The organism is Streptomyces sp. WAC 06738 (genome assembly GCF_003945505.1).
Taxonomy (GTDB): domain Bacteria; phylum Actinomycetota; class Actinomycetes; order Streptomycetales; family Streptomycetaceae; genus Streptomyces.
Window position 1 is genome coordinate 452,031 of sequence record NZ_CP029618.1, and the last position, 23,595, is coordinate 475,625.

A 23,595-nucleotide genomic window follows, 5' to 3' on the forward strand; every position below is an offset into this window, starting at 1 on the left:
TCGCCGAACTCGCCGCGGACTCGATCCACTCCAGGGGGCTTCCGGGCGAAGAACCCGTTCCTCCCCAGCGCCCTCTGCGCCGGTCTTGACAGGCCGAACCGCCTGGCAGAAAGTTTCACCGTTCCCGCGCGTTCGGAAGGATTCTTTCAGGAGGGGTTGGGATCATGACGGGTCAGTTGGGCCGGCGGCGCTTCGCCGCCGGTGTCGTTGCTACTGGAGGTGCGCTCTTCGTGGTCCCCGGCTCCACCGGACTCCCCGCTCACGCCGCAGAGGCATCGTCCGGCGCGCCAGAGCTGCGGCGCGGGAGTGGTGGGCGGGCCGGGTTGCTGGAGCCGCACCTGCGGCAACTGGTGGCCGATGCCGAGACGTTCCTCGGTCCTTCGCCGAAGTATCCGTGGTACGCGGGGGCCGTCATCCTCGCCGGGCGCGGGCGGACGGTCGCGTTGGAGCGGGCGATCGGGAAGGCCGTGCGCTACGAGCGGTACGACGAGGCGACCGACACGGGGGTCGAGCTGCCGCCCGGGCAACAGGTCGACATGTCGATGGACACCGTCTTCGATCTCGCCTCCGTCTCCAAGCTTTTCACCTCGCTCCTCGCCGTGCAGCAGATCGAACGCGGTGCTCTCACGCTCGAAGCGCCCGTGGCCTCCTATCTCCCGGAGTTCGGCGCCGCGGGCAAGCAGGACGTCACCATCCTTCAACTGCTCACCCACACCTCCGGTTTCACCTCCTGGATCCCGCTCTACGCCGAGCCGACATGGGACGCGAAGCTCGCCCGGCTGTGGCGGGAGGCGCCGGTCAACCCGCCCGGGACCAAGTACCTGTACTCGGACCTCAACCTGATCAGCCTCCAGCTCGTGCTGGAGAAGATCACGGGCAAGACCCTCGACCGCCTCCTCGCCGACGAGATCACCGGACCCCTCGGCCTGGAGCACACGCGCTACAACCCGCCCGCCGCCTGGCTCCCCCGCATCGCCGCCACCGAGGACGCGCGCAAGCCGTGGTCGGGGCTGGACCGCGGGATGGTGCGGGGGGAGGTGCACGACGAGAACGCGTACTCCTTCGGCGGCGTCGCCGGGCACGCCGGGCTGTTCTCCACCGCGTGGGACCTGGCGATCCTCTGCCGGACGCTGCTCAACGGCGGGGCGTACGGGCGGACGAGGATCCTGGAGCGGGAGTCGGTGGAGCTGATGTTCACCGACTTCAACACCGACTTCCCGGGTGACGAGCACGGGCTCGGCTTCGAGCTGTACCAGCACTGGTTCATGGGCGCCATGGCCACCCCGGAGTCCGCCGGGCACACCGGCTTCACCGGCACCGCGCTGGTCATCGACCCGACGACCGACACCTTCCTCGTCCTCCTCGGCAACTCCGTCCATCCGGTGCGCAGTTGGCGCAGCGGCAGCGCGCCGCGCGCGGCGGCGGGGACGAACCTGGCGCGTGCGGTGGCGGTGCGGCCGGAGGACGGGCGCACGGCGTGGTTCAGCGGGACGGCGAGTCAGAAGACGTCGACGCTGACGCTCCCCGAGGTGACGGTGCGGGACGCCGCGGCGGCGCTGGAGTTCGCACTGTGGTGGGACACCGAGCCGCAGTGGGACAAGGTGTACCTGGAGGCGTCGGCGGACGACGCCGGGAGCTGGGAGCCGGTGCCGTTCACGACCCGCCGCCCGCGGGGCGGGGGTGTGCGGGAGCACGCGGACGGCACGGCGGACGGGTGGTCCGGGCGGGTGTGGCACCGGGCGTCGGCGGAGCTGGGCGCGTGGCGCGGGCGGCCGGTGCGGCTGCGGTGGCGGTATGTGACGGACCGGCAGTACGTGGGTCGCGGGGTGTACGTGGACGACGTACGGGTCACGGACGGACGCCGGGTGCTCTTCGACGACGGGCGGCGGGGGGACGCGGAGCGGGTGGAGACGGACGGCTGGACCGCGTCGGCGGACTGAGCGCCGGGGGGCGGGGGCGAGGGCCGTTCGGCGGCCCTCCGCACCCGCCGCGTCACCGCATCGGGGCGCGCCCCGCCCTACCGGCCCAGCGCCGCCATCGCCGCGTTGTGGCCAGGGATCCCGCTCACTCCCCCGCCGCGCACCGCACCCGCCCCGCACAGCAGCACGTTCGCGTGCCGCGTCTCCACGCCCCAGCGGCCCGTCTCCTCCGTCGCGTACGGGAACGCCAGCTCGCGGTGGAAGATGTTGCCGCCCGGGAGCCGCAGGTCGCGCTCCAGGTCGAGCGGGGTCTTCGCCTCGATGCAGGGGCGGCCTTCGGCGTCGGTGGCGAGGCAGTCGGCCAGCGGCTCGGCGAGGTGCGCGTCGAGCTGGGCGAGGGTGGCGCGCAGCAACTCGTCCCGGGCGGCGTCGTTGTCGGCGGCGAAGAGGCGGGCGGGGGTGTGGAGGCCGAAGAGGGTGAGGGTCTGGTAGCCGTCGCGGACCAGGTCGTCGGCGAGGATCGACGGGTCGGTCAGCGAGTGGCAGTAGATCTCGGACGGCGGCGCCTGCGGCAGCCCGCCGGCGGCGGCCTCCCGGTAGGAAGTTTCGAGATCCGCGTAGCCCTCGGCGACGTGGAACGTACCGGCGAATGCCTGCCGGGGGTCCACGCGCTCGTCGCGCAGCCGCGGGAGGCGCCGCAGCAGCATGTTCACCTTGAGCTGCGCGCCCTCGGGGGCGGGGTGCGGCGGGTCCTCGCCGAGGAGTTCGGCGAGGGCCGTGGGTGAGGCGCCGACGAGGACGGTGCGCGCGGCGACGGTCCCCTCGCCCTCCGCGTTCCGGTACGTGACCTCCGCCTGCTCGCCGTCCGTGTCCACGGCGACGGCCTCGTGCCCGGTGGCGATCTCCGCACCCGCCGAGCGGACGGCGGTCGCCAGGGCGTCGGTGAAGGCGCCCATGCCGCCGACAGGGACGTCCCAGTCGCCGGTGCCGCCGCCGATGACGTGGTAGAGGAAGCAGCGGTTCTGGGCGAGGGACGGGTCGTGGGCGGAGGCGAAGGTGCCGATGAGCCCGTCGGTGAGCACGACGCCGCGCACGAGGTCGTCGGCGAAGGTCTCCTCCAGGGTCTCGCCCAGGGGCCGTTCGAAGAGCGCGCGCCAGGCATCGTCGTCGCCGATCCGGGCGCGCAGTTCGCCGCGGGTGGGCAGGGGCTCGGTGAGGGTGGGGAAGACGCGCCGGGCGACGTCCTGCGTCATGCCGTAGAACCGCTGCCAGGCGTCGAACTCGTGGTCACCGCCGGTCAGGGCGGCGAAGGACTGCCGGGTGGCGGAGCCGGGGTCGGTCTCGACGAGGAGCCCGGTGGGCCGGCCGGCGCGGACGGCGGGAGTGTAGGAGGAGACGGCGCGCTTGCGCACGCCGAAGGCGAGCCCGAGGTCGTCGACGATGGTGTGGGGCAGGAGGCTGACGAGGTACGAGTAGCGCGACAGCCGGGCGTCGACGCCGGGGAACGTACGGGCGGAGACGGCGGCGCCGCCGGTGTGGTCCAGACGCTCGAGCACGAGCACGGACCGCCCGGCACGGGCGAGGTAGGCGGCGGCGACGAGCCCGTTGTGACCGCCGCCGACGATGACGGCGTCGTAGCTGCTACGGAGGGACATGGCTCTTCGTAACACGGAAGATCGCGACGGGCCAGGGGGACACGGGGCGCCCTGCGGGCGGCGACCGGGAGGGCGGGTGCCGGGGGTACGTCGTGGAGAGGGTTGCGCGGCTGAGGGCTCGTCGGACGGGGGCCGCGGGGGTACGAGAGCGGGCGGCGGTGCGAAGCACGGGGCCCGCTGCGTCGGCCGGGCCGCTACGGCCCGTGCGTGGAGCGGCGGGGACGGAGAAGGCGGAGGCGCATCGGCCGGGCGCGGCGCCCCGGAATGTGCCGGAGCGGCGGCGGGACGGAGCGGCACGGCCGGGGCGGTCAGGCATGCGGCGTGAGGGTCGCTGCGCGGAGGCCCGCCCAGGGGGGCATCCGCCGCGGCCCGGCGCGCAGCCGCAGCGCCCGCGGCCGGGGCGGGCCGCGCCTGCCCCGTGCCCCCTTCCGTACCGCCGGCCGCCCCCCTGTCTCAGCCGGACGCGCGGCGGGAGGCCGCCAGGCGGTAGACCTCCGCCGCCTCCGCCGTGCGGCCCAGTTGCTCCAGGCAGTGGGCCTCGTCGTGGCGGCTCGACAGGGTCTCCGAGTGGGCCGCGCCCAGGGTGCGTTCGCGGGCGCGGGCGACCTCGCGGTGGACGGTCAGCGCCTCCGCCCAGCGGTTCAGCCAGCCCAGCGCGACGGCGATCTCGCGGCGGCCCGCGAGGGTGTCGGCGTGCTCGGGGCCGAGGGCCCGTTCGCGTACCGCCGTCACCTCGCGGGCCTCCGTCAGGGCCTCCTGCCAGCGGCCGAGGCGGCCGAGGGTGACGCAGCGGATGTGGCGGGCGCGGAGCGTCTCGGGGTGGCGGGTGCCGAGGGTCTGGGTGCGGTCGGCGATGAGGGTCTCGTAGTGGCCGAGGGCTTCCTCGTGGCGCCCGAGGCGGCCCAGGCAGATGCCCGCCTCGTACCGCGCGGCCTGGGTGTCGGGGTGGTCGCGGCCGAGGGTGGTGGCGCGGGCGGCGGCGACCTCGCGGTACGTCGCGAGGGCCTGCTCCCAGTGGCCGAGGCTGCCGAGCGCGTGGCCGACCTCGTAGCGGGTGACGAGGGTGTCGGGGTGGTCGGCGCCGAGCACCCGGGTGCGGACGGCGGTGACCTCGCTGGCGACGCGGTAGGACTCCTCGTAGCGGCCGAGGCGGCTGAGCGTGTACGCGAGGTTGTGGCGGCAGCGCAGGGTGTCGGGGTGTTCGTAGCCCATGGTCCGCTCGCGGTCCGCGAGCACCCCGCCGTAGACCTCCAGCGCCTCGGCGTGCCGGTTGAGTTGCCCGAGGGCGTACGCGGTCTCCTGCCGGACGGCGAGGGTGTCGACGTGCTCCCGGCCGAGCCGCCGCTCCCTGCCCGCGGCCGCGGTCCTGAACTCCTCCAGCGCCTCGGCCGTGCGGCCCAGCCGGGCGAGACACAGGCCGGTCTGGTGGCGGGAGGAGAGGGTGTCCGGGTGGTCGCCGCCGAGCGCGGCCGCACGTTCGGCGGCGAGGGCGCGGTGGGCGGCGGCGGCTTCCTCCCACCGGCCGAGGCGGGCGAGGCTGACGGCGGCGTCGTGGCGCCCGGCGAAGGCGTCGAGGACGTGCTGGGGGTGGGGGGCCGGCCGGGCTGGGTGGTGGGCGGCGCGTAGGGGTGCGGCGGGTGGGTGGAGTGGGGCGGGGTGTGGAAGGAGGGGGGCGCGTGGGAGAAGGGGTGATGCCCGGTGGGGGCACCGGAGCCGTCGGGGAGGGGCCCATGCACGCTCGGGGTGCCGCCGGATCCGTACGGCCCGGCGGGGCCGTGACCGGAACCGGGCGCGGGCGCGCCGGGGCCGTGTCCGGCGCCGGGGGCGCCGCCCGGGTGGTGCACCGCGGCGGAGCCGTGGGCGGGATCGCCGGAGGGACCGGCACCGGCCGCGGGCTCGCCGTACGCCCCACCTGGGCCCGGGCCGTACGGCGGGGGTGGGCCGGGGGCGTAGGCGGCGGCCGGGCTCGGCGTGCCGCCGCCCGGGCCGTAGGTGCCGTTCGTGGGGATGCCCGGGCCGGTGCCCCGCTCCGGCCACGTGGGCGGGGGCGTGCCGTTCGCCGGGGGCCAGGTGCGGAGCAGCGCGTCCTCCGGGCGGCCGTGCGCCGGGGTCTCGCGGGGCGCGCGTACGGAGCGGGCGCCCGCCGTGAGGCCGGCCGTCCACGCCGGCAACCCGGCCTCCCCGCTCCCGCGGCTCTCCCCCGGGGTCGCGCCCTTCTCCCGGGCCTGCCCGTCCTCCCCGCTCTCCCGGCGGCTTCCGTGCTCCCCGCTCCCCTGCCCCGACCCGTTGCCCCGGCCCGCGGCCTCCGCCGCCGCGCGGCTCCCGCGCAGCCGCGCCGACAACTCGCCCGCGTTCGCGGGCCTGTCCTCCGGGGCCTTCGCCAGCAGGTCGAGCACCACCCGCTCCAGCGGCTCCGGGATCTCCGGGCGGTGCGTGCGCAGCGGTTCCGGCGGAGTGTCACGGTGGCCGACGAGGATCGCCCAGGCGTCGTCCATGTCGAACGGGGGGACGCCGGTGGCGAGTTCGTACAGCACGCAGCCCAGCGAATACAAGTCGCTGCGGTGGTCGATGCCCCCGCCGCCGGAGATCTGCTCCGGCGACATGTAGTGCGGCGTGCCCATGGCCATGCCCCCCGCGCCGGTCAGGCGCGAGGTGAAGCCGATGTCGTGCGCGAGGCGCGCGATGCCGAAGTCGAGGATCTTCACCGTGCCGTCGCCGAGGCGCATGATGTTCGCGGGCTTCAGGTCCCGGTGCACGACCCCCTGGTCATGGGTGTACGCGAGCGCCGCCGCGACCTGCTCCGCGATGTCGATGATCTCCTCGACAGGCAGCGGCCGGTGTCCGCCCGCCTCCAGCAACTGGCTGAGGTTGCGGCCCTGCAGCAGCTCCATGACGAGGTACAGCACGCCCTCGTCCTCGCCGAAGTCGTGCACGACGGTGACGCCGCGGTGCTGGAGCAGCGCCGCGACGCGGGCCTCGCGGCGGAAGCGTTCCTGTATCGCCGTGGACAGCGGATGCCCCTGGCGGTGCTGGCCCGCGGGCTTCAGGCACTTGACGGCCACGCGGCGGCCCAGGGACTCGTCGCGGGCCTGCCAGACCTCGCCCATGCCGCCGCGGCCGAGGAGTTCGAGCAGCCGGTAGCGGCCCTGGATCAGCCTGGTCTCCGCCATCTCCCCCTGCCGCCCCCGCTGTCGCTGCCGCCGCCTCGTCGTCACTCGTGGCTGTTACCCGTGGCCTTATCCCCCGACTCGTCCAGTATGGCTGCCGTTCGTATGAGCGTGGAAGGCGAGGGCCGCGATGCGGGACCGAGGCGGTCCATGGCTTTCAGTATGTTTCGCGGCGGGAGCCGCCAGCGCAGCCCGGCGGGGACGGCGCGCAGCAGCGCGGCGGTCGCGCGCAGCCGGCGGTCGACCACGGCGGGCGGGGGCGCGGGGCGGCCGTAGAGTTCGTGCGCGACCGTCGGCAGCGTCGCGTACGCGAGGCCGGCGACCCGGCGCCAGAGCAGGCGGCGGGCGGGGACGAGGAGCGCGTTGACGGGCGGGCGGCGCAGGAAGTCGTCGACGTCGGCGGCCTCGGGGGTGGCCGCCAGTTCCGGGGTCACGTCGGAGAAGTACGCGGCGAGGGCGGCGGTGTCGCCGGGGACGGTGAGCGGGTCGAGGCCGACGAGGCGGGCGGCGGTGCGCTGTTCGCGCAGGTAGGCGTCGGCGTACGCGTCGGGGATCGTCAGGCCGGAGCGGCGGGCGACGTCGAGGTAGGAGCCGACCTCGGCGCAGTGCACCCAGAGCAGCAGCGCGGGCTCGTCCACGCGGTAGCTCTCGCCGGTCACGGGGTCGACGGCGCGCAGCCGGCGGTGGATGCCCCGCACGCGCGCGCCGGCGCGTTCCGCGGCGGGGGCGGCGGCGTAGGTGACAGTGCCGACGAAGGCGGCGGTGCGCATGAGCCGGCCCCAGGCGTCGGCGCGGAAGTCGGAGTTCTGCATGACGCCGCGGACGGCGCGCGGGTGCAGCGCCTGGAGGTAGAGCGCGCGGACTCCGGCGATCCACATCACCGGGTCGCTGTGCAACTGCCAGGTCACGGACGCGGGCCCGAACAGCCCCGGATCCGGCTCCCCTTCGGGCACGCCCATACGGACCCCTCCCCAACGGCGCGCGGGCGCCCGCCGTGCGCCGGGTCCATTGTCGCCCGCCGGGCGCGTACGCCGGAGTCCGGGTCCCGGCCCGGTTCGTACGGGCGACCGGGGCGTGAGGGGTCAGGCGGCGGCCGGGGGGCGTACGCGGATCTTGGACTGGCCGTGCGGCAGCTTCTCCCAGTCCGCCATGAACTCCGCCCTCAGCCCGTGCTTCTCCGCCAGCGCCACCAGGGTCTCGGTGCGGTAGTAGAAGTCCTCCCGCAGCACGTGGTGTTCCTCGGTCTCCGTGCGGTCGAAGGTGAAGTCGAACCAGCCGTCGGGCCGCAGCACGCGGCCGACATGCGCGAGGCATTCGTCGATGACGTCCGGCGGGGAGTGCGAGAAGACGCTGTGCGCGTGGACGACGCGGAAGTGCGCGGCCGGGAGGAAGGCGAAGGTCAGGTCGCGTACGGGCGTCAGGCGCGGCAGCTTGTCCTGCAGTTCGTGCCGCACGATGGTGTCCTGGGCGGCGAAGAGGATGTCCGGGGAGATGTCGAGGCCGTAGTAGCGGCCGCGCTCCAGGTAGTCGATGAAGCGCCAGCCGGCCCGCAGGTTGCCGCAGCCGATCTCCAGCATGCGGTCGCCCGGCCGCAGCCCGTGCTCCACGAGGTAGTCGAACTGCATCTTGCCCAGCGCCAGCCAGCGGTCGTGCGACTTGCTGCCCACGGCCGCCTCCGGGTCGGCGGCGGAGTCGGAGCGCATCACGGCGCGGTAGTACGCGACGTGGTCGCGGGGGTGGCGCAGCCGCAGCCAGGCGTCGCGGCCGGCACGGGCGAGGTAGCGGGGGACGCGGTCCGGGTGGCGGGCGGCGTAGCGGACGCGGTGGGTGAGGGTTGTCCGGTTTGCTGTCAGGTTCTTCCGCGGCAAGGTGCACCCCTGGTGAATTGCGGTGGAACGAGCGTGGGACGGATGAGGGACGTCAGTCGTACGGGCCGGACGGTGGCCGCAGAGTCTAGGTGCCGAACACGCATGCGCAAGCGGGCCGCACCGACGAGCGTCCGTTCGGGCGATGGCCGCCAAACCTCCCGTCCGGGTGTACCTCCGACGCCTGCCCAGGGAGTGACCGGGACCGCCGGTGCCGTGATACTGGGCAAGCCAGAGCCGATCGTCACCGGGCGCGAACGCCACCGGAGGTACCCATGCGAATGCTCATCAACGTGCCGGAGACCGTGGTGCCGGACGCCCTGCGCGGCATGGCCGCCGCCCACCCCGATCTGACGGTCGACGTCGAGAACCGGGTGGTGGTGCGGCGGGACGCGCCCGTCACCGACAAGGTCGGTCTGGTCTCCGGCGGCGGCTCGGGGCACGAGCCGCTGCACGCCGGCTTCGTCGGCCCCGGGATGCTGGACGCGGCGTGCGCCGGCGAGATCTTCACCTCGCCCGTCCCCGACCAGATGACGCGCGCCGCGGCGGCCGTGGACGCCGGCCGGGGCGTGCTGTTCATCGTGAAGAACTACACCGGCGACGTGCTGAACTTCGACATGGCCGCCGACCTCGCCCAGGACGAGGGCATCCAGGTCGCGAAGGTGCTCGTGGACGACGACGTGGCGGTGACCGACAGCCTCTACACGGCGGGCCGGCGCGGTGTCGGCGCGACGCTCTTCGTCGAGAAGATCGCCGGGGCGGCGGCCGACGAGGGCGCGCCGCTGGAGCGGGTGGAGGCGCTGGCCCGCAAGGTCGTGGAGTCCTCGCGCAGCTTCGGCATCGCGCTGAGCGCGGTCACGACGCCGGCCAAGGGCAGCCCCACGTTCGACCTGCCGGACGGCGAGCTGGAGCTGGGCATCGGCATCCACGGCGAACCGGGCCGCGAGCGGCGGCCGATGATGACGTCGCGCGAGATCGCCGACGTGACCGTGGACGCCGTACTGGAGGACCTGCGGCCCTCAGGACCGGTGCTGGCGCTGGTCAACGGCATGGGCGCGACCCCGCTGATCGAGTTGTACGGCTTCAACGCGGAGGTGCAGCGAGCGCTGACGGAGCGGGGCGTGTCGTCGGCCCGTACGCTCGTCGGGAACTATGTGACGTCGCTGGACATGGCGGGGGTCTCGCTGACGCTGTGCCAGGCGGACGAGGAGCTGCTGCGCCTCTGGGACGCGCCCGTGCGGACGCCGGGGCTGCGCTGGGGGATGTGAGGTCCCGCGGTATGGGGGCCCGCACACCGGTCCCGTGGCGGCAGGTCCGACGGAGTGTGCACAAGCAGGTACGAGAAGGGATGCGGCACGTGCTCGACGCGGAATTCTTCCGCCGCTGGATGCTCACCACCGCGGCGGCCGTCGACCGGGAGGCCGACCGCCTCACCGAGCTGGACTCGGCGATCGGCGACGCCGACCACGGCGCCAACCTGAAGCGCGGCTTCACCGCCGTGCGCGCGGCGCTGGAGGAGGAGCCGCCGCAGACGCCGGGTGCGGTGCTGGTGCTCTCCGGGCGGCAGTTGATCTCGAAGGTCGGCGGCGCCTCAGGACCGCTGTACGGCACGCTGCTGCGCGCCACCGGGAAGGCCCTCGGCGACGACGCCGAGGTCACGGACGCGGCGCTGCGCGCGGCGCTGGACGAGGGGGTGGGCGCGGTCGCCAAACTCGGCGGCGCGGCGCCCGGCGACAAGACGATGCTCGACGCGCTGACCCCGGCCGTGGCGGCGCTCGGCGACGGCTACGGCGCGGCGCGCGCGGCGGCCGACAAGGGCGCGGAGGACACCATCCCGCTGCGGGCCCGCAAGGGCCGGGCCTCGTACCTCGGCGAGCGCAGCATCGGCCACCAGGACCCGGGCGCGACGTCGTCGGCGCTGCTGGTCGGCGCGCTGGCCGACACGGTGGAGGCGGTGTCCGGTGGCTGAGGGCCCGCTGGTCGGCCTCGTGCTCGTCGCGCACAGCGCCGCGGTCGCCGAGTCGGTGGCCCGGATGGCGGTGGCGCTGGCGGGCGTGGACACCGTGGCCGTCGAGCACGCGGGCGGCACGGCGGACGGCGGCTTCGGCACGGACGCGGACCGCATCGCGGCGGCGGCACGGGCGGCGGACCGGGGCGCGGGCGTCGGGTTGCTGGTGGACCTCGGCAGCGCGGTGCTGACGGTGAAGTCGCTGGTGGAGGACGAGGAGTTGCCGGCGGGAGCGCGGCTGCTGGACGCGCCGTTCGTGGAGGGCGCGGTGGCGGCGGTGGTCACGGCGTCGACGGGGGCGGACCTGGACGCGGTGGAGGCGGCGGCGCAGGAGGCGTACGGGTACCGCAAGGTCTGAGCGGGCCCGCGGCGGCCCCTGGGGCGGCCGGGGCAGACGTGTGCCGCGGGATCCCGTCGGCGGTGGCGGATGGGAGCGCTCGCGGCGGGGAAGGCAGTCGAAGGTGGTAGCGGCGCCGGCGTGCGCCGCCGGAGTCGGCGTGCGCGCGGAGGCGCCGCCGGGAACGAAGGGGCGGGACCGTGAAGATAGCCGTGTTCGGCGCGGGCAGCATCGGCTGCCATCTGGGCGGCATGCTGGCGGAAGTGGCCGACGTGACCTTAGTCGGCCGGCCGGCGGCGATGGACGTACTGCGCTCCCGCGGCCTGCTGCTCACCGGCGGCGGGCGGGCGGACCGCCGCGTCCCACCGGCCGAGATACGCCTGGCGACCGGGCCGCAGGCCGCCGCGGGGGCGGACTACGTCCTGGTCACCGTGAAGTCCGCGGCCACCGCCCAGGCCGCCCGCGAACTGGCCGGGCACCTGGCCCCCGGCGCGACGGTCGTCAGCTTCCAGAACGGGTTGCGCAACCCGGCGGTGCTGAGCCAGGGACTGCCGGGGCGGGCGGTGGTCACGGGCATGGTCCCGTACAACGTGGTGCAGGCGGCCCCCGGCGTGTTCCACCAGGGGACGGCGGGCGTGCTGATGGTCGACGGGGGCGAGCGCTCGGCTCCGCTGGTGGTGGCGATGACGCAGGCGGGGCTGGAGATCGAGCAGCGCGACGACATGCCCGACGTCCAGCACGCGAAGCTGCTGATGAACCTCAACAACGCGATCAACGCACTCTCCGGGCTGCCGCTGCGGGAGCAGTTGGGGCAGCGCGCGTACCGCGCCTGCCTGGCCCTCTGCCAGCGCGAGGCGCTGGCCTCCTTCCGCGCGGCGAACCTGGCCCCCGCCCGCCTGGGCCCGGTGCCGCCGGGCCTCATGCCGCTGGTCCTGCGCCTGCCCGACTGGCTCTTCCGCCGGCTGGCGGCGGCGACGCTGCGCGTGGACGAACAGGCCCGCTCGTCGATGTGGGACGACCTCCAGCAGGGCCGCCCCACGGAGATCGACACGCTGCAGGGCGAGGTGATGGGGCTGGCGGCGCGCCACGGCCTGCGGGCACCGGCGAACGCGCGGCTGGCGGAGCTGATCCTGGAGGCGGAGTCCAGCAAGCCGGGCGAGCGGCGCCACTGGAGCGGTCCGGAGCTGCTCGCGGAGCTGACGGCGGTGACGGGCGGCGCCGGGGGCTGAGAGCGGTGAGGGGGCGCGGAGAGCTGGGACAGGGGCCCGGCGGGCGGCCTGAGGGGCGTGGGCAGCGTTCTGCGCGGTGCTACGCGCCCGGTGTCGCCGCCGCCTCCGCGAACCAGGTCGGTCCGTCCGCGAGCGCCAGCCGGATCCGGTGGCGGGCGAAGTCCTCCAGGTCCGGCGGCAGCGCGTCCGGGGCGAACCAGCCGACCTCCAGCCCCTCGTCGTCGTTGACCCGGGCCTCGCCGCCCGTCGCGCGGCAGCGCAGCGTGATGTCCATGAACTGGCACTTGTCGCCGTTCGGGTACTGGATCGGGTCCAGCGCCTCGACGCCCACGACCCGCTCCACCGTGCACACGACGCCCGTCTCCTCGCGCACCTCGCGGACCGCCGTCTGCGCCGGCTGCTCGCCCGGCTCCGGGATACCGCCGATGATGCTCCACCGGCCCGTGTCGGCGCGCCGGTGGAGCAGCACCCGGCCGTCGTCGACGACGACGGCGCTGATGCCGGGGAGGAAGAGCAGTTGCTGGCCGGCGGTCGCGCGCAGCTCGCGGATGAAGTCGGGTGTCGCCATGGTCGTAAGCGTAAACGGACCCCGCGGGCGGCCGGGAAACGCCGTGTGACCGGCGGACTACGCCTCGGCGGTGCCGCCGGTGAGGGGGTGGCGCAGGCGGCCGCGGATGGCGCGCACGGCCTCTTCCGCGTTGTCGACGGTGATCGTGAAGTCGTGGTCGTTCGCGAGCCGCAGCACCAGTCCCTCGCCGCGGCGCACGACCACGGCGGTGCCCTTGCCGGGGCGCCAGCGGTAGCCCCAGCCGCCCCAGTGGCGGGGCGTGACGCGGGGCTCGAAGTCGGCGGCGAGCACCTCGGTCAGCGGGATGCGGCGGCGCGGCAGCCCGAAGTGGCCGCAGCGGATCTCCAGGGCCTGGTCGTCGACGCTCACCGCCACGTGCACGAAGGCGAGGGTGCCGGCCAGGACGAGCAGTCCCGCGGCGATGCAGCCGACGACGGACATGACCAGCGGGGCGAGCCCGCCGGTCCAGGGCGCGGCGACGGCCAGCTCGATGCCGAGGGCCATGCAGGCAGCACCGATCAGGGCGAGAAGCCACTGCACGCGGCTCGTGGCCCGCCCGGTCCACACACGGGGGCGGTCGTCCTTCATGACCCCGAGGGTACGCCTGCCGGGCGGCGGCGGCAGTGCGGCGGCTATCCGGGTACGGCCCCGGAGCGGGCCGGAGCGCCCGCCAGCAGCCGCCCCTCCGCGTACCCGAGGGCGGCGGGCGGCAGGGCGCCGGGGCGGCCGGAGAGGAGGACGGTGAGCTCGCCGGAGGGCGCCGCGGCGGGGGCGGGGGCGGCGCCGATACGGCGCAGCACCTGCCCGGCGACGGCACCGGCGGAGCCGTACAGCGCGGGGGGCGGTGCGGCGGGCTGCCGGACGGCGGCGCGGATGCGTTCGCCGACGAGTTCGTAGTGGGTGCAGCCGAGGACGACGGCAGTGACGTCGCGGGGGGTGCAGGCGGCGGCCGCGGCGATGGCGGCGTCGACGGCGGCCTCGTCGCCGTGCTCGACGGCGTCGGCGAGGCCGGGGCAGGGCACCTCGGTGGCGGCGGCACCGCCGGCGAAGTCGCGGATGAGCCGGCGCTGGTACTCGCTGCCCGTGGTGGCGGGCGTCGCCCAGACCGCCAGCGGGCCGCCGCCCGCGGCGGCGGGCTTCACGGCGGGCACGGTGCCGACGACGGGCAGCGCGGGCTCCAGCTCGGCGCGGAGCGCGGGCAGGGCGTGCACGGAGGCGGTGTTGCAGGCGACGACGAGCGCGTCGGGCCCGTACGCGACGGCGGCCCGCGCGCACGCGAGCACCCGCTCCCCCAGGTCCCCGGGCTCCCGGGGCCCCAGGGCATGCCGTCGGGGTCGGAGGAGAGCACGAGCTCGGCATCGGGCCGCAACCGCCGCACGGCGGCGGCGGCGGGCAGAAGCCCGAGCCCGGAATCCACAAGCGCGATCTTCACGCCGGTCACTTTAGTGCCTCCGGCAGAAAGGCGGCCCCCGGTCACACGGGGTGGAGCCGCCCCGATCGCGGCCCTCCCGACGACGTGCGGACCCGGCGGGCGAGTGACGCGGCGGCCCGCGGTGGCCGGCGGAGCAGGGGCGGCGGGGCGACCGGCGGCGCGGGGCGTATCGGGTCCTCCGGGCCGGGCCGGAGCGCAGAGTGGCGCCGTGCGCCCTTCATCCCCCGCTGCCGCACCGCGTCCGCCGCGACTCGCCCCGTGGTGCTCGCCCGGCGAGCGGCGCCGCGGGAGACTTGGGCCGTGACTCTGCTGGCGTGGATCGTCCTGTTCTCGCTCGCCGCCTGGGGCTGGTTGCTGCTCGGGCAGGGGCTCTTCTGGCGGACCGACGTGCGGTTGCCGCTGCGGCCGCCGCCCGCGCAGTGGCCCTCCGTGGCGGTCGTCGTGCCCGCGCGGGACGAGGCCGCCGTGCTGCCCGACAGCCTGCCCTCCCTGCTGGCGCAGGCGTATCCGGGAGAGGCCCGGGTGTTCCTCGTCGACGACGGCAGCACCGACGGCACCGCCGAGACCGCCCGCGCGCTCGCGGAGAAGGCCGGGGACCGCGCCCTTCCGCTCACCGTCTCCTCCCCCGGTGAGCCCCCGGAGGGGTGGACCGGGAAGCTCTGGGCGCTGCGGCACGGGATCGAGCAGGCGTACCGGGCCGACGCCGAGTATCTGCTGCTCACCGACGCCGACATCGCCCACCGGCCCGAGAGCCTGCGGGAGCTGGTCGCCGCCGCCGAGGCCGGGGGGTACGACCTCGTGTCGCAGATGGCCCGGCTGCGTACCGCCACCGGCTGGGAGCGGCTGGTCGTGCCGGCGTTCGTGTACTTCTTCGCCCAGCTCTACCCGTTCCGCTGGGTCAACCGCGCCGGCGGCAGGACCGCGGCCGCGGCCGGCGGCTGCGTCCTGCTCAGGGCCGACGCCGCCCGCCGGGCGGGGATCCCCGAGGCGGTGCGCGGCGCGCTCATCGACGACGTGTCCGTGGCGCGGGAGGTGAAGCGCACCGGCGGCCGGATCTGGCTGGGGCTCGCCGAGCGGGTCGACAGCGTGCGGCCGTACCCGCGGCTCGCCGAGCTGTGGGGGATGGTCTCGCGCAGCGCCTACGCCCAACTCCGGCACAGCCCGCTGCTGCTGGCCGCCGCCGTGGGCGGGCTCGCCCTGGTGTACCTCGTGCCGCCGCTGGCGGTGGCCGCCGGGATGCTGGGCGGCGCGCCCGCCGTCGCCGTCGCGGGGGCGCTCGCGTGGGCGGTGATGGCGGGGACGTACCTGCCCGTGCTGCGGTACTACGGACAGCCGCCGTGGGCGTCCGCGCTGCTGCCGTTCACGGCGGGGCTGTATCTGCTCATGACGGTGGATTCGGCCGTACGGCACCACCGCGGCAAGGGGGCCGCGTGGAAGGGGCGTACGTATGCGTGAACCGCACGCGTACGTACGCACGAGTAGCCCAACTCCCCCCGTCCACCTGCTCTTTACAGAATCTCAACACGTCGAGAAGCCAGATTTGCCCGCGTTGACACGCATTGACAAGGGTCGGTCACTTGGAACCCGCAAAACAACCTTCTTATCGGTCTCCCCAACGACCACATCGTGGGCTTAACTTATGGGGTATGACCTCCCCCCGCCCGTACGGCAGTGGCTACTATGCCGCGCCTGCTTTCCCCGACACCCCGATCTACGACAGTCTGGTCGAAGAGCGGGGTACTCCCCAGATCGCCCCGATCCGGGTCCCTTCGTACGACTCCGGCCCTCACCTGCCGGCCCTGCCCGCGCCCCGCGCCGCCCTGCCGCCCGCCCCGGTGCCGGCGCCCGCGCCCGCTCCCGCGCCGCACCCCCACCAGCCGCACGGGACGCACCTCGCGCACACCCCGCAGCCGACGGTGTACGGCCACCAGGCCGCGCCCCAGCCGGCCCCGCCGCAGCCGTTCGTCCCGCAGCAGCCCCAGCCCGCCCGCTGGGACCAGGGGTACGAGCAGCAGCGCCCCCAGCCGCAACAGCCGCGTCCGCAGCAACAGCCGCGCCCGCAGCAGCAGTCGGCGCCCCCCGGGTACGAGGCGATGCGCCCCGTCGCTCCGCGGCCCGCGCCGCCGCAGCCGGCCCAGCCCGCCCGGCCGGCGTCCCCGCAGACGTATGCGGATCAGTACGCCAGGCCGTACTACCAGGACGGACAGCGCTACTGAGCACCGGCCGGCCCTGAACAGTGGCCGGCCGACCTCGCCGCGCGCGCTACGGTGGTGCCTCAGCCAAGCCGACGCACGAGGTGGGGGCAGAGCAGGACATGGCACAGGGCTCCGTCCAGGTCACGCACACCGGCTCCGTAAGGACCGGGCGATGGCGCCGGCGCACCGGGGAGTACGGGTCGCTCGCGGCGGCCCTGGAGGCCGCGGGCGACGGCGACGTGCTGTCGCTGGCCCCGGGCACGTACCGGGAGAACGTCGTGCTGGAGCGGGCGGTGACGCTGCGCGGTCCGGGCGGCGCCGTCGGCTCCGTCCGCATCGCGCCGGCCGACGGCGTGGCGCTGACCGTCCGGGCGTCCGCGGTGGTCGAGGGGCTGCACGTCGAGGGGGAGGACGCGGCGGTCCCGGCGGTGCTCGTCGAGTCGGGCCGGCCGGAGCTGACCGGGCTGCGGGTCGTCACCCGCTCCGCCGCGGGCATCGAGGTCCGCGGCGACGCCCGGCCCACGGTCCGCCGCTGCGCCGTCGACAACCCGGCCGGCACGGGGGTCACGTTCGCCGACGGGTCCGGCGGCGCGCTGGAGAACTGCGAGGTGCTGGCCGCCGGGCGCAGCGGCATCGCGGTGCGCGGCGGTTCGAGCGCCCACCTGTCGCAGTGCCGCATCCACCACGCGGGCGGCGCGGGGCTGCTGCTCACCGGTGAGGGCAGCACGGTCGAGGCGGTGGGCTGCGAGGTCTACGAGATCAAGGGCGCCGGCGTGCAGTTGACGTCCCGCGCCTCCGGGGAGCTGACGGACTGCACGGTGCACCGCACCTCGGGGGACGGCATCTCGCTCGACACCGAGGCCGTCGTCAAGCTCACCGACTGCGAGGTCCACGACGTCCCGGAGAACGCCGTGGACCTCCGCTCGCGCGCGCAGGCGAGGCTGGCGCGGGTCACCGTGCGCCGGTTCGGGCGCAACGGCCTGTCGGTGTGGGACGCGGGCACGCGCGCCGAGGCGGCGCAGTGCGAGGTCCACGACAGCACCGGCGACTATCCCGCGGTGTGGGTGAGCGACGGTGCGGCGGCGTCGTTCACGTCCTGCCGGGTGCACGACGTGCCCGACGCGCTCGTGGTCCTCGACCGCGGCTCGTCGGTCGAGGCCACGGACACCGACCTCGCGCAGATCCGCGGCACGGCGGTGTCGGTGAGCGACGGCGCCACGGTGGCGCTGGAGCAGTGCCGGATCCGGGACGCGGCGACCGGCGCGTGGTTCCGCGACCACGGCAGCGGCGGCACGGTGCGGGACACCACGGTCGACTCGGTCGCCTCGGGGATCATCGTCACCAAGGGCGCCGACCCGGCGGTCGAGGGCTGCACGATCACCTCGCCCACGGAGGCCGGGGTCTTCGTCTCGGCGGCGGGGCGCGGCTCGTTCACCGGCTGCCGCGTCACCGGGAGCCTGGGGTACGGCTTCCATGTCATCGACGGCTGCCGTTCGGCCCTCACCCGCTGCCGTACGGAGCGCTGCGCGCGCGGCGGGTACGAGTTCGCGGACGCGGGCCCGTCCGCCCCCGAGGGCTCCGGCGGCGGCCCCGTCGTGGAGGACTGCACGAGCGACGAGAGCGCGGAGATGGCCAGCGCCCGCCCCACCGTGCCCGCCGCCCGCACCGAGCCGGAACCGGACGGCCTGCTGGGCGCGTTCGCGCCGCAGCAGGCGGGCGCGGCGGGTGCCGTACGGCCGGCCGCCGAGGCGCAGCCCGCGGCCCGGCCCGCCCGGGAGGTGCTGGCGGAACTGGACGCGCTGGTCGGGCTGGAGAACGTCAAGCGCGAGGTGCGGGCGCTCACCGACATGATCGAGGTCGGCCGGCGGCGCCGGCAGGCGGGTCTGAAGGCCGCCTCGGTCCGCCGCCACCTGGTCTTCACCGGCTCCCCCGGCACCGGCAAGACGACCGTGGCGCGGATGTACGGCGAGATCCTCTCGTCGCTGGGCGTGCTGGAGCGCGGGCACCTCGTGGAGGTCTCCCGGGTCGACCTGGTCGGCGAGCACATCGGCTCGACCGCGATCCGCACCCAGCAGGCGTTCGAACGCGCCCACGGCGGCGTGCTCTTCATCGACGAGGCGTACGCGCTGGCGCCCGAGGACTCCGGCCGCGACTTCGGCCGCGAGGCCATCGACACGCTGGTGAAGCTGATGGAGGACCACCGCGAGTCGGTCGTGGTGATCGCCGCCGGCTACACGACGGAGATGGAGCGGTTCCTCGCCGTCAACCCCGGGGTGGCCTCGCGCTTCTCCCGCACCATCACCTTCGGCGACTACACCGCGGAGGAACTGCTGCGGATAGTCACGCAGCAGGCCGAGGAGCACGAGTACCGGCTGGGTGACGGTACGGACGAGGCGCTGCTGAAGTACTTCACCGTGATCCCCAAGGGCGCCGGCTTCGGCAACGGCCGTACCGCGCGGCAGACGTTCGAGGCGATGGTGGAGCGGCACGCCGGCCGCGTGGCCCAGCTTCCGGACCCCACGACCGACGAACTGACGCTCCTCTACCCGGACGACATCCCCGTCCTGCCCTGAGCCGCCGCGCCCTCCGCGGTCTCCGCGTCCGGCTCCCCCGCGGGCCGCGGCACCTGCCGCGGCCACTCCTCCACGGGCGCGGCGGGGGCGACGGAGATGCGGGCGATCAGCTCGGCGCGCTCGACGGCGAACGCCGGGTCGGCCTGGTAGTCGGAGTGGGCGTTGATCGCGGCGGGCAGCGGGTGTTCCGGCGTGCGCTCGAAGGCGAGCGGGTCCTTGAGCGGCTTGCGGTCGACGTCGCTGGGCCGCCCGTCCGGCGGCGTGGGCCGCACCGGGCCGCCGATGGGGTCCGTCAGCCGCCACAGGTTGCGCCAGGCGTGCGTCTGGTCGTCGAGTTCCGCCAGCGCCCGGTCGCCGAAGTAGGCGGGGAACCAGCGCCCGTAGAGCCGGCGCAGCGGTGACCCGTACGTCAGCAGCGCGACCCGGCCGCGGATGTCCGGGTCGAGCTGCCAGACCGCGGCGGCGGCGAGCACGCTTCCCTGGGAGTGCCCGGAGATGACCAGGCAGCCGCCGGTGCGGCTGGTCCAGGTGCTGGTCCGCCAGGCGAGGTCGGGCACGGCGCGCTCGGCGTAGCAGGGGGGTGCGAAGGGGTGGGCGGCGCGCGGCCAGAAGGTGCCGACGTCCCAGAGGATCCCGACCGTACGGCGCGACTTGGGATCCCGGTACGCCTGCCGGCCCATGGCCAGCAGCAGGATGACCCCGGCGCCCATCATCCAGGAGCCGAGCGCCTGCCCGGTCTGCGCCAGCCCCGGCAGCGGTCCGGGGGCGCCGCGGGCGGCCTTGCCGGGCACCTCGTCGGTGAACCAGGCGCCGAGGACGGCGCCCGCGCCGAGGATCAGGGTGGCGAGCGCGGCGGCGCCGAGCGCGGGCGGCGCGTCGTCGGTGAGCCGGGCGCGGGCGATGGCGCCCGCGATGCGGCCGGTGCGCGGGTCGTTGTCCCCGGTGTAGCGGTGCTCGGTGGGGTAGAGCCCGGCGACCTCGGTGGCGATCCGGCGGCGCAGCACCCACATCCGCCAGCCGCCGGCCAGCGCCAGCAGCAGCACGAGGAGGGCGATCAGCGGTATCGCCGTGGCCTGCCAGGAGAGCACCACGGGCGGTCCCGCGAGCGGGCCGTTCTCGCCGGGGGTGGCGCCGCGGTCCAGCCAGTCGGCGACGCGCTGGGCGACGCCGCCGGAGAAGACCCCGGCCACCGCGCTGGCCAGCAGCGCCACGCAGGCGCCGCCGAGGCCGCGCAGCGCGGGCGGCTCGCCGGTGGCGCGGCGCTGGAGCAGGAGGCCGGTGATCGCGAGCCCGGCGGCGAGCACGCCCTGGGCCACGGCGAGGCCGCCGAAGACCGACGTGCCGGGCAGCCGGCCGGTGGAGACCCAGCCGGGCCGGGACCAGGCGGTGTGCACGAGCACCGCCGCCAGCAGCGCGAGCGCGGCGAGGGGCAGGGCCCGTACGGCGCGGCGGTCCTCGCCCATGTCCGGCTCCGCCTCCGTACGGCCCGAGCGGCACACCAGGGCGACGACGGCGATCCAGCCGGCGGCGGTCAGGGCGCCGAGGACCCAGCCGGTGGCCCGGAGCCCGCCGCCGGTGCCGTCGTCGGCCGCGGCGGTGACGGCGATGAGCGCGGAGGCGACGGCGAGCAGCCCGGTGGCGGTGTGCGCGGCGCGCAGCCGGGCCACCAGGCGGCGCCCGTACCAGAAGCCGGGCAGCGAGAGCGCCGGCTGCTCACCGGTGGTGCCGGGGGCGCCCGCGCGCGGCGAGGGCTTGGCCGACTCGTAGATGCTCCAGGTGCGCCGCGACAGCCACCACAGCAGGGCCGTCAGCAGCACGGGCACCAGCGCGGCCAGCGCGAGCCGCCGGCCGGGCCCGCCGAACCAGCCGCCGGACTCGGCGGACATGAAGCCGAGCCAGGACTTGTCCGCGACGCAGTGGGTGCTGCCCGCGCACTGCCAGGCCAGCAGGTCGAGCGTCACCTCGCCGGCGGCCAGCACGAGCTGGACGGTGAGCGTGAGCGCGAAGATCCGCACGAGGACGTCGTACGCCCGGTGCGCGCCGTGCCGGGACGGGGCGGCGGGGCGCATCCAGTGCGCGAGGTTGGCGATCATGAAGGGGAGGAGGACGAGCCACAGCGCGCGGGCGCCGTTGCCCGAGGTCAGGTTCGACCAGCAGTACGCCTCCTGCACCGGCTCGGTACGGGATCCGCCGTCTTCGCCGCGTTCCTCCCCCGCCGGCTCCTCTGTCCGCACGTCCTCCGTACGGCGGTGGATGCCGGCCGTGCGGTCGCCGGTGACCAGCTCCGTGCGCGGGTCCCCCAGCATCTCCTGCGGGGTGGCCCCGCCGACGCCGTGGACCAGCAGTTCCAGCGCCGGCTGCGGCGCGGTGCCCTCGGACCCGTCCGTCCCGCCCGGCGGTGTGCGCACCTTGGCGCTCAGCGCTTCCGGCTGCATGCCTCTCGCCCCCCGTACCGTCCTGCGGTCACTACCGGTGTCCAGCATCCCGGGATCGGCCGTCCGGTGCAGCTTCCCGCGCGGGAGGCGAAGCAGAATCGTGACGCGGGGGTTCCCGGGGTCCCCCGGCGGGCGGACATCCGCGGCCGGGTGACGTACCCGCGTGGGAGGATGACCCGGACAAGCGACCCCGGGACGAAGGGCGTACGGCGTGAGCGACAACCAGAACCTGCTCGCGGAGCAGCGCCGGGCCCTCATCCTGGACGAGGTCCGGCGCCGCGGCGGGGTGCGGGTGAACGAGCTGACGCGCCGGCTGAACGTCTCGGACATGACCATCAGGCGCGACCTCGACGCGCTGGCGCGCCAGGGGGTCGTGGAGAAGGTGCACGGCGGTGCGGTGCCGCTGGCCGAGGCGAGCACGCACGAGCCGGGCTTCGAGGCCAAGTCCTCCCGGGAGACGGGCGCGAAGGAGGAGATCGCCCGCGCGGCGGCGCAGATGGTGGCGCCGGGCGCGGCCATCGCGCTCTCCGGCGGGACGACGACGTTCGCGCTGGCGCGGCATCTGGTGGAGGTCCCGGACCTGACGGTGGTGACCAACTCGGTGCGCGTGGCCGACGTGTTCTACGCGGCGCAGCAGCCGGGGGCGCGCGGCGCGACGGTGGTGCTCACCGGCGGGGTGCGGACGCCGTCGGACTCGCTGGTCGGCCCGGTCACGGACCAGGCGATCCGCACGCTCCACTTCGACGTGCTGTTCATCGGTGTGCACGGGATATCGGTGCAGGCGGGCCTCTCCACGCCGAACCTGGCGGAGGCGGAGACGAACCGGCATCTGGTGCGCGCGGCGCGGCGCGTCGTGGTGGTCGCGGACCACACCAAGTGGGGCACGGTGGGCCTGAGTTCCTTCGCCTCGCTGGACGCGGTGGACGCGCTGGTGACGGACCCGGGGGTGCGTCCCGAGGCGCGGGCGGAGATGGCGGAGCACCTGCCGGAGGTCGTGGTCGCGGGCGAGCCGCAGGAGCCGGCGGAGGGCTGAGCCGGGGCGCCGCCGGGCGCCCGGGTCCTCAGCAGGTCCAGCGGCCGGTGGTGAGGAAGGCGTCGAGGTGCGCGGCGTACGGGCCGATGTCGAGGCCCTGCTCCGCGAGCCAGTCGTCGGAGTAGTACTTGTCGAGGTAGCGGTCGCCCGGGTCGCAGATCAGGGTGACCACGCTGCCGTTGCGGCCTGCCGCGACCATCTCCCCGACGATCCGCAGCGCGCTCCACAGCCCGGTGCCCGTCGAGCCGCCCGCGCGGCGGCCGATGGCCCGCTCCAGGGCGCGTACGGCGGCGACGGTGGCCGCGTCGGGGACCTTCATCATCCGGTCGATGGCCGCGGGCAGGAAGCTGGGCTCCATGCGGGGGCGGCCGATGCCCTCGATGCGCGAGCCGCGGTCGACGGTGACGCCGGGGTCGCCGCTCTCCCAGCCGGCGAAGAAGCAGGAGTTCTCCGGGTCGGCGACGCAGACGCGGGTGTCGTACTGGAGGTAGCGCACGTAGCGGGCGATGGTGGCCGACGTGCCGCCGGTGCCCGCGGTGGCGACGATCCAGGCGGGCTCGGGGAAGCGCTCCAGGCGGAGCTGGGTGTAGATCGACTCGGCGATGTTGTTGTTGCCGCGCCAGTCCGTCGCCCGCTCGGCGTAGGTGAACTGGTCCATGTAGTGGCCGCCGGTCTCCTCGGCGAGCTGGGCGGACACCTCGTACACCGTCCGCGGGTCGTCCACCAGATGGCAGGTGCCGCCGTGGAACTCGATGAGGCGGGTCTTCTCGCTGCTGGTGGTACGCGGCATCACGGCGATGAAGGGCACGCCGATGAGGTCGGCGAAGTACGCCTCGGAGACGGCGGTCGAGCCGGAGGACGCCTCGATGACGGGCTTGCCGGGGCGGATCCAACCGTTGCAGAGGCCGTAGAGGAAGAGGGAGCGCGCGAGGCGGTGCTTGAGACTGCCGGTGGGGTGGGTCGACTCGTCCTTGAGGTACAGGTCGATGCCCCAGCGCTCGGGCAGCGGGAAGCGGAGCAGATGGGTGTCGGCGGTGCGGTTGGCGTCGGCCTGCACCTTGCGCACGGCCTCCTTGAGCCAGGCGCGGGCCGCGGGGTCGCTGCGGTCGACGTCGAGGGTGGGGAGGGCGCCGCCGGGCGCGGCGGCCGGGGGGTGTGCGCTGGCGGTCACCACCCGAT

Annotated in this window: 16 protein-coding genes and 2 pseudogenes; 9 read left to right on the forward strand and 9 right to left on the reverse strand. The window is 75.4% G+C overall.

Annotated elements, in window-relative coordinates; all coding sequences use genetic code 11:
• Positions 1–164: 164 nt before the first annotated feature.
• On the forward strand, positions 165–1,940 hold the full coding sequence (locus DMB38_RS01720) for a serine hydrolase domain-containing protein (protein WP_164715911.1): 1,776 nt from the start codon (positions 165–167) through the stop codon (positions 1,938–1,940).
• A 77-nt stretch (positions 1,941–2,017) separates the two neighbouring features.
• Here DMB38_RS01720 and DMB38_RS01725 read toward each other — a convergent pair whose 3' ends face one another.
• From DMB38_RS01725 to DMB38_RS01740, 4 genes and pseudogenes are all read right to left on the reverse strand, one after another.
• Positions 2,018–3,574: an NAD(P)/FAD-dependent oxidoreductase gene (locus tag DMB38_RS01725; RefSeq protein WP_125933636.1), complete on the reverse strand. Its 1,557-nt coding sequence runs from the start codon at positions 3,572–3,574 to the stop codon at positions 2,018–2,020.
• A gap of 453 nt (positions 3,575–4,027) precedes the next feature.
• Positions 4,028–6,744 (reverse strand): annotated as a pseudogene (locus DMB38_RS37425) (serine/threonine-protein kinase).
• Positions 6,745–6,785: 41 nt separating this feature from the next.
• Positions 6,786–7,700 carry an oxygenase MpaB family protein gene (locus tag DMB38_RS01735; protein ID WP_125933637.1) on the reverse strand — a complete coding sequence of 305 codons (915 nt, stop codon included), beginning with the start codon at positions 7,698–7,700 and terminating at the stop codon, positions 6,786–6,788.
• 123 nt (positions 7,701–7,823) lie between these two features.
• Positions 7,824–8,609, reverse strand: coding sequence for a class I SAM-dependent methyltransferase (locus DMB38_RS01740; RefSeq protein ID WP_125933638.1), 786 nt, complete (start codon positions 8,607–8,609; stop codon positions 7,824–7,826).
• 272 nt (positions 8,610–8,881) lie between these two features.
• Here DMB38_RS01740 and dhaK point away from each other — a divergent pair, with 272 nt between their 5' ends.
• The 4 genes from dhaK (at position 8,882) to DMB38_RS01760 (ending at position 12,180) form a co-directional block, all read left to right on the forward strand.
• Complete coding sequence (gene dhaK, locus DMB38_RS01745) at positions 8,882–9,874, forward strand: dihydroxyacetone kinase subunit DhaK (protein WP_125933639.1); 993 nt, start codon at positions 8,882–8,884, stop codon at positions 9,872–9,874.
• An 89-nt stretch (positions 9,875–9,963) separates the two neighbouring features.
• Positions 9,964–10,575: a dihydroxyacetone kinase subunit DhaL gene (gene dhaL / locus DMB38_RS01750; protein WP_206337616.1), complete on the forward strand. Its 612-nt coding sequence runs from the start codon at positions 9,964–9,966 to the stop codon at positions 10,573–10,575.
• Positions 10,568–10,972, forward strand: a complete 405-nt coding sequence (locus DMB38_RS01755) for a PTS fructose transporter subunit IIA (protein WP_125933641.1) — start codon at positions 10,568–10,570, stop codon at positions 10,970–10,972. The genes dhaL and DMB38_RS01755 overlap by 8 nt, the downstream gene beginning before the upstream one ends.
• Before the next feature lie 179 nt (positions 10,973–11,151).
• Entirely contained in the window at positions 11,152–12,180 is a 1,029-nt protein-coding gene (locus DMB38_RS01760) for a 2-dehydropantoate 2-reductase (protein ID WP_240661916.1), read from the forward strand.
• A gap of 79 nt (positions 12,181–12,259) precedes the next feature.
• Here DMB38_RS01760 and DMB38_RS01765 read toward each other — a convergent pair whose 3' ends face one another.
• The 3 genes and pseudogenes from DMB38_RS01765 to DMB38_RS01775 form a co-directional block, all read right to left on the reverse strand.
• Positions 12,260–12,748 (reverse strand): NUDIX domain-containing protein, encoded by a 489-nt coding sequence (locus DMB38_RS01765; RefSeq protein ID WP_125933642.1) that lies wholly within the window; start codon positions 12,746–12,748, stop codon positions 12,260–12,262.
• A 57-nt stretch (positions 12,749–12,805) separates the two neighbouring features.
• Positions 12,806–13,336, reverse strand: a complete 531-nt coding sequence (locus DMB38_RS01770) for a hypothetical protein (RefSeq protein ID WP_125933643.1) — start codon at positions 13,334–13,336, stop codon at positions 12,806–12,808.
• 44 nt (positions 13,337–13,380) lie between these two features.
• A pseudogene (locus tag DMB38_RS01775) lies at positions 13,381–14,180 on the reverse strand (aspartate/glutamate racemase family protein).
• A 300-nt stretch (positions 14,181–14,480) separates the two neighbouring features.
• Here DMB38_RS01775 and DMB38_RS01780 point away from each other — a divergent pair.
• The 3 genes from DMB38_RS01780 (at position 14,481) to DMB38_RS01790 (ending at position 18,948) form a co-directional block, all read left to right on the forward strand.
• Positions 14,481–15,635, forward strand: a complete 1,155-nt coding sequence (locus DMB38_RS01780; RefSeq protein ID WP_125933644.1) for a glycosyltransferase — start codon at positions 14,481–14,483, stop codon at positions 15,633–15,635.
• 191 nt (positions 15,636–15,826) lie between these two features.
• Entirely contained in the window at positions 15,827–16,396 is a 570-nt protein-coding gene (locus DMB38_RS01785; RefSeq protein ID WP_125933645.1) for a DUF6643 family protein, read from the forward strand.
• Positions 16,397–16,494: 98 nt separating this feature from the next.
• Complete coding sequence (locus tag DMB38_RS01790) at positions 16,495–18,948, forward strand: right-handed parallel beta-helix repeat-containing protein (RefSeq protein WP_125933646.1); 2,454 nt, start codon at positions 16,495–16,497, stop codon at positions 18,946–18,948.
• Here the strand turns inward: DMB38_RS01790 and DMB38_RS01795 are convergent.
• Positions 18,918–21,383 (reverse strand): hypothetical protein, encoded by a 2,466-nt coding sequence (locus DMB38_RS01795; RefSeq protein WP_125933647.1) that lies wholly within the window; start codon positions 21,381–21,383, stop codon positions 18,918–18,920. The genes DMB38_RS01790 and DMB38_RS01795 overlap by 31 nt on opposite strands.
• Before the next feature lie 211 nt (positions 21,384–21,594).
• On the opposite strand from DMB38_RS01795, the gene DMB38_RS01800 reads away from it, so the two are divergent.
• Entirely contained in the window at positions 21,595–22,416 is an 822-nt protein-coding gene (locus DMB38_RS01800; protein WP_125933648.1) for a DeoR/GlpR family DNA-binding transcription regulator, read from the forward strand.
• 28 nt (positions 22,417–22,444) lie between these two features.
• Here the strand turns inward: DMB38_RS01800 and DMB38_RS01805 are convergent, their stop codons facing one another.
• Entirely contained in the window at positions 22,445–23,587 is a 1,143-nt protein-coding gene (locus tag DMB38_RS01805) for a PLP-dependent cysteine synthase family protein (protein ID WP_125933649.1), read from the reverse strand.
• Positions 23,588–23,595: the final 8 nt, after the last annotated feature.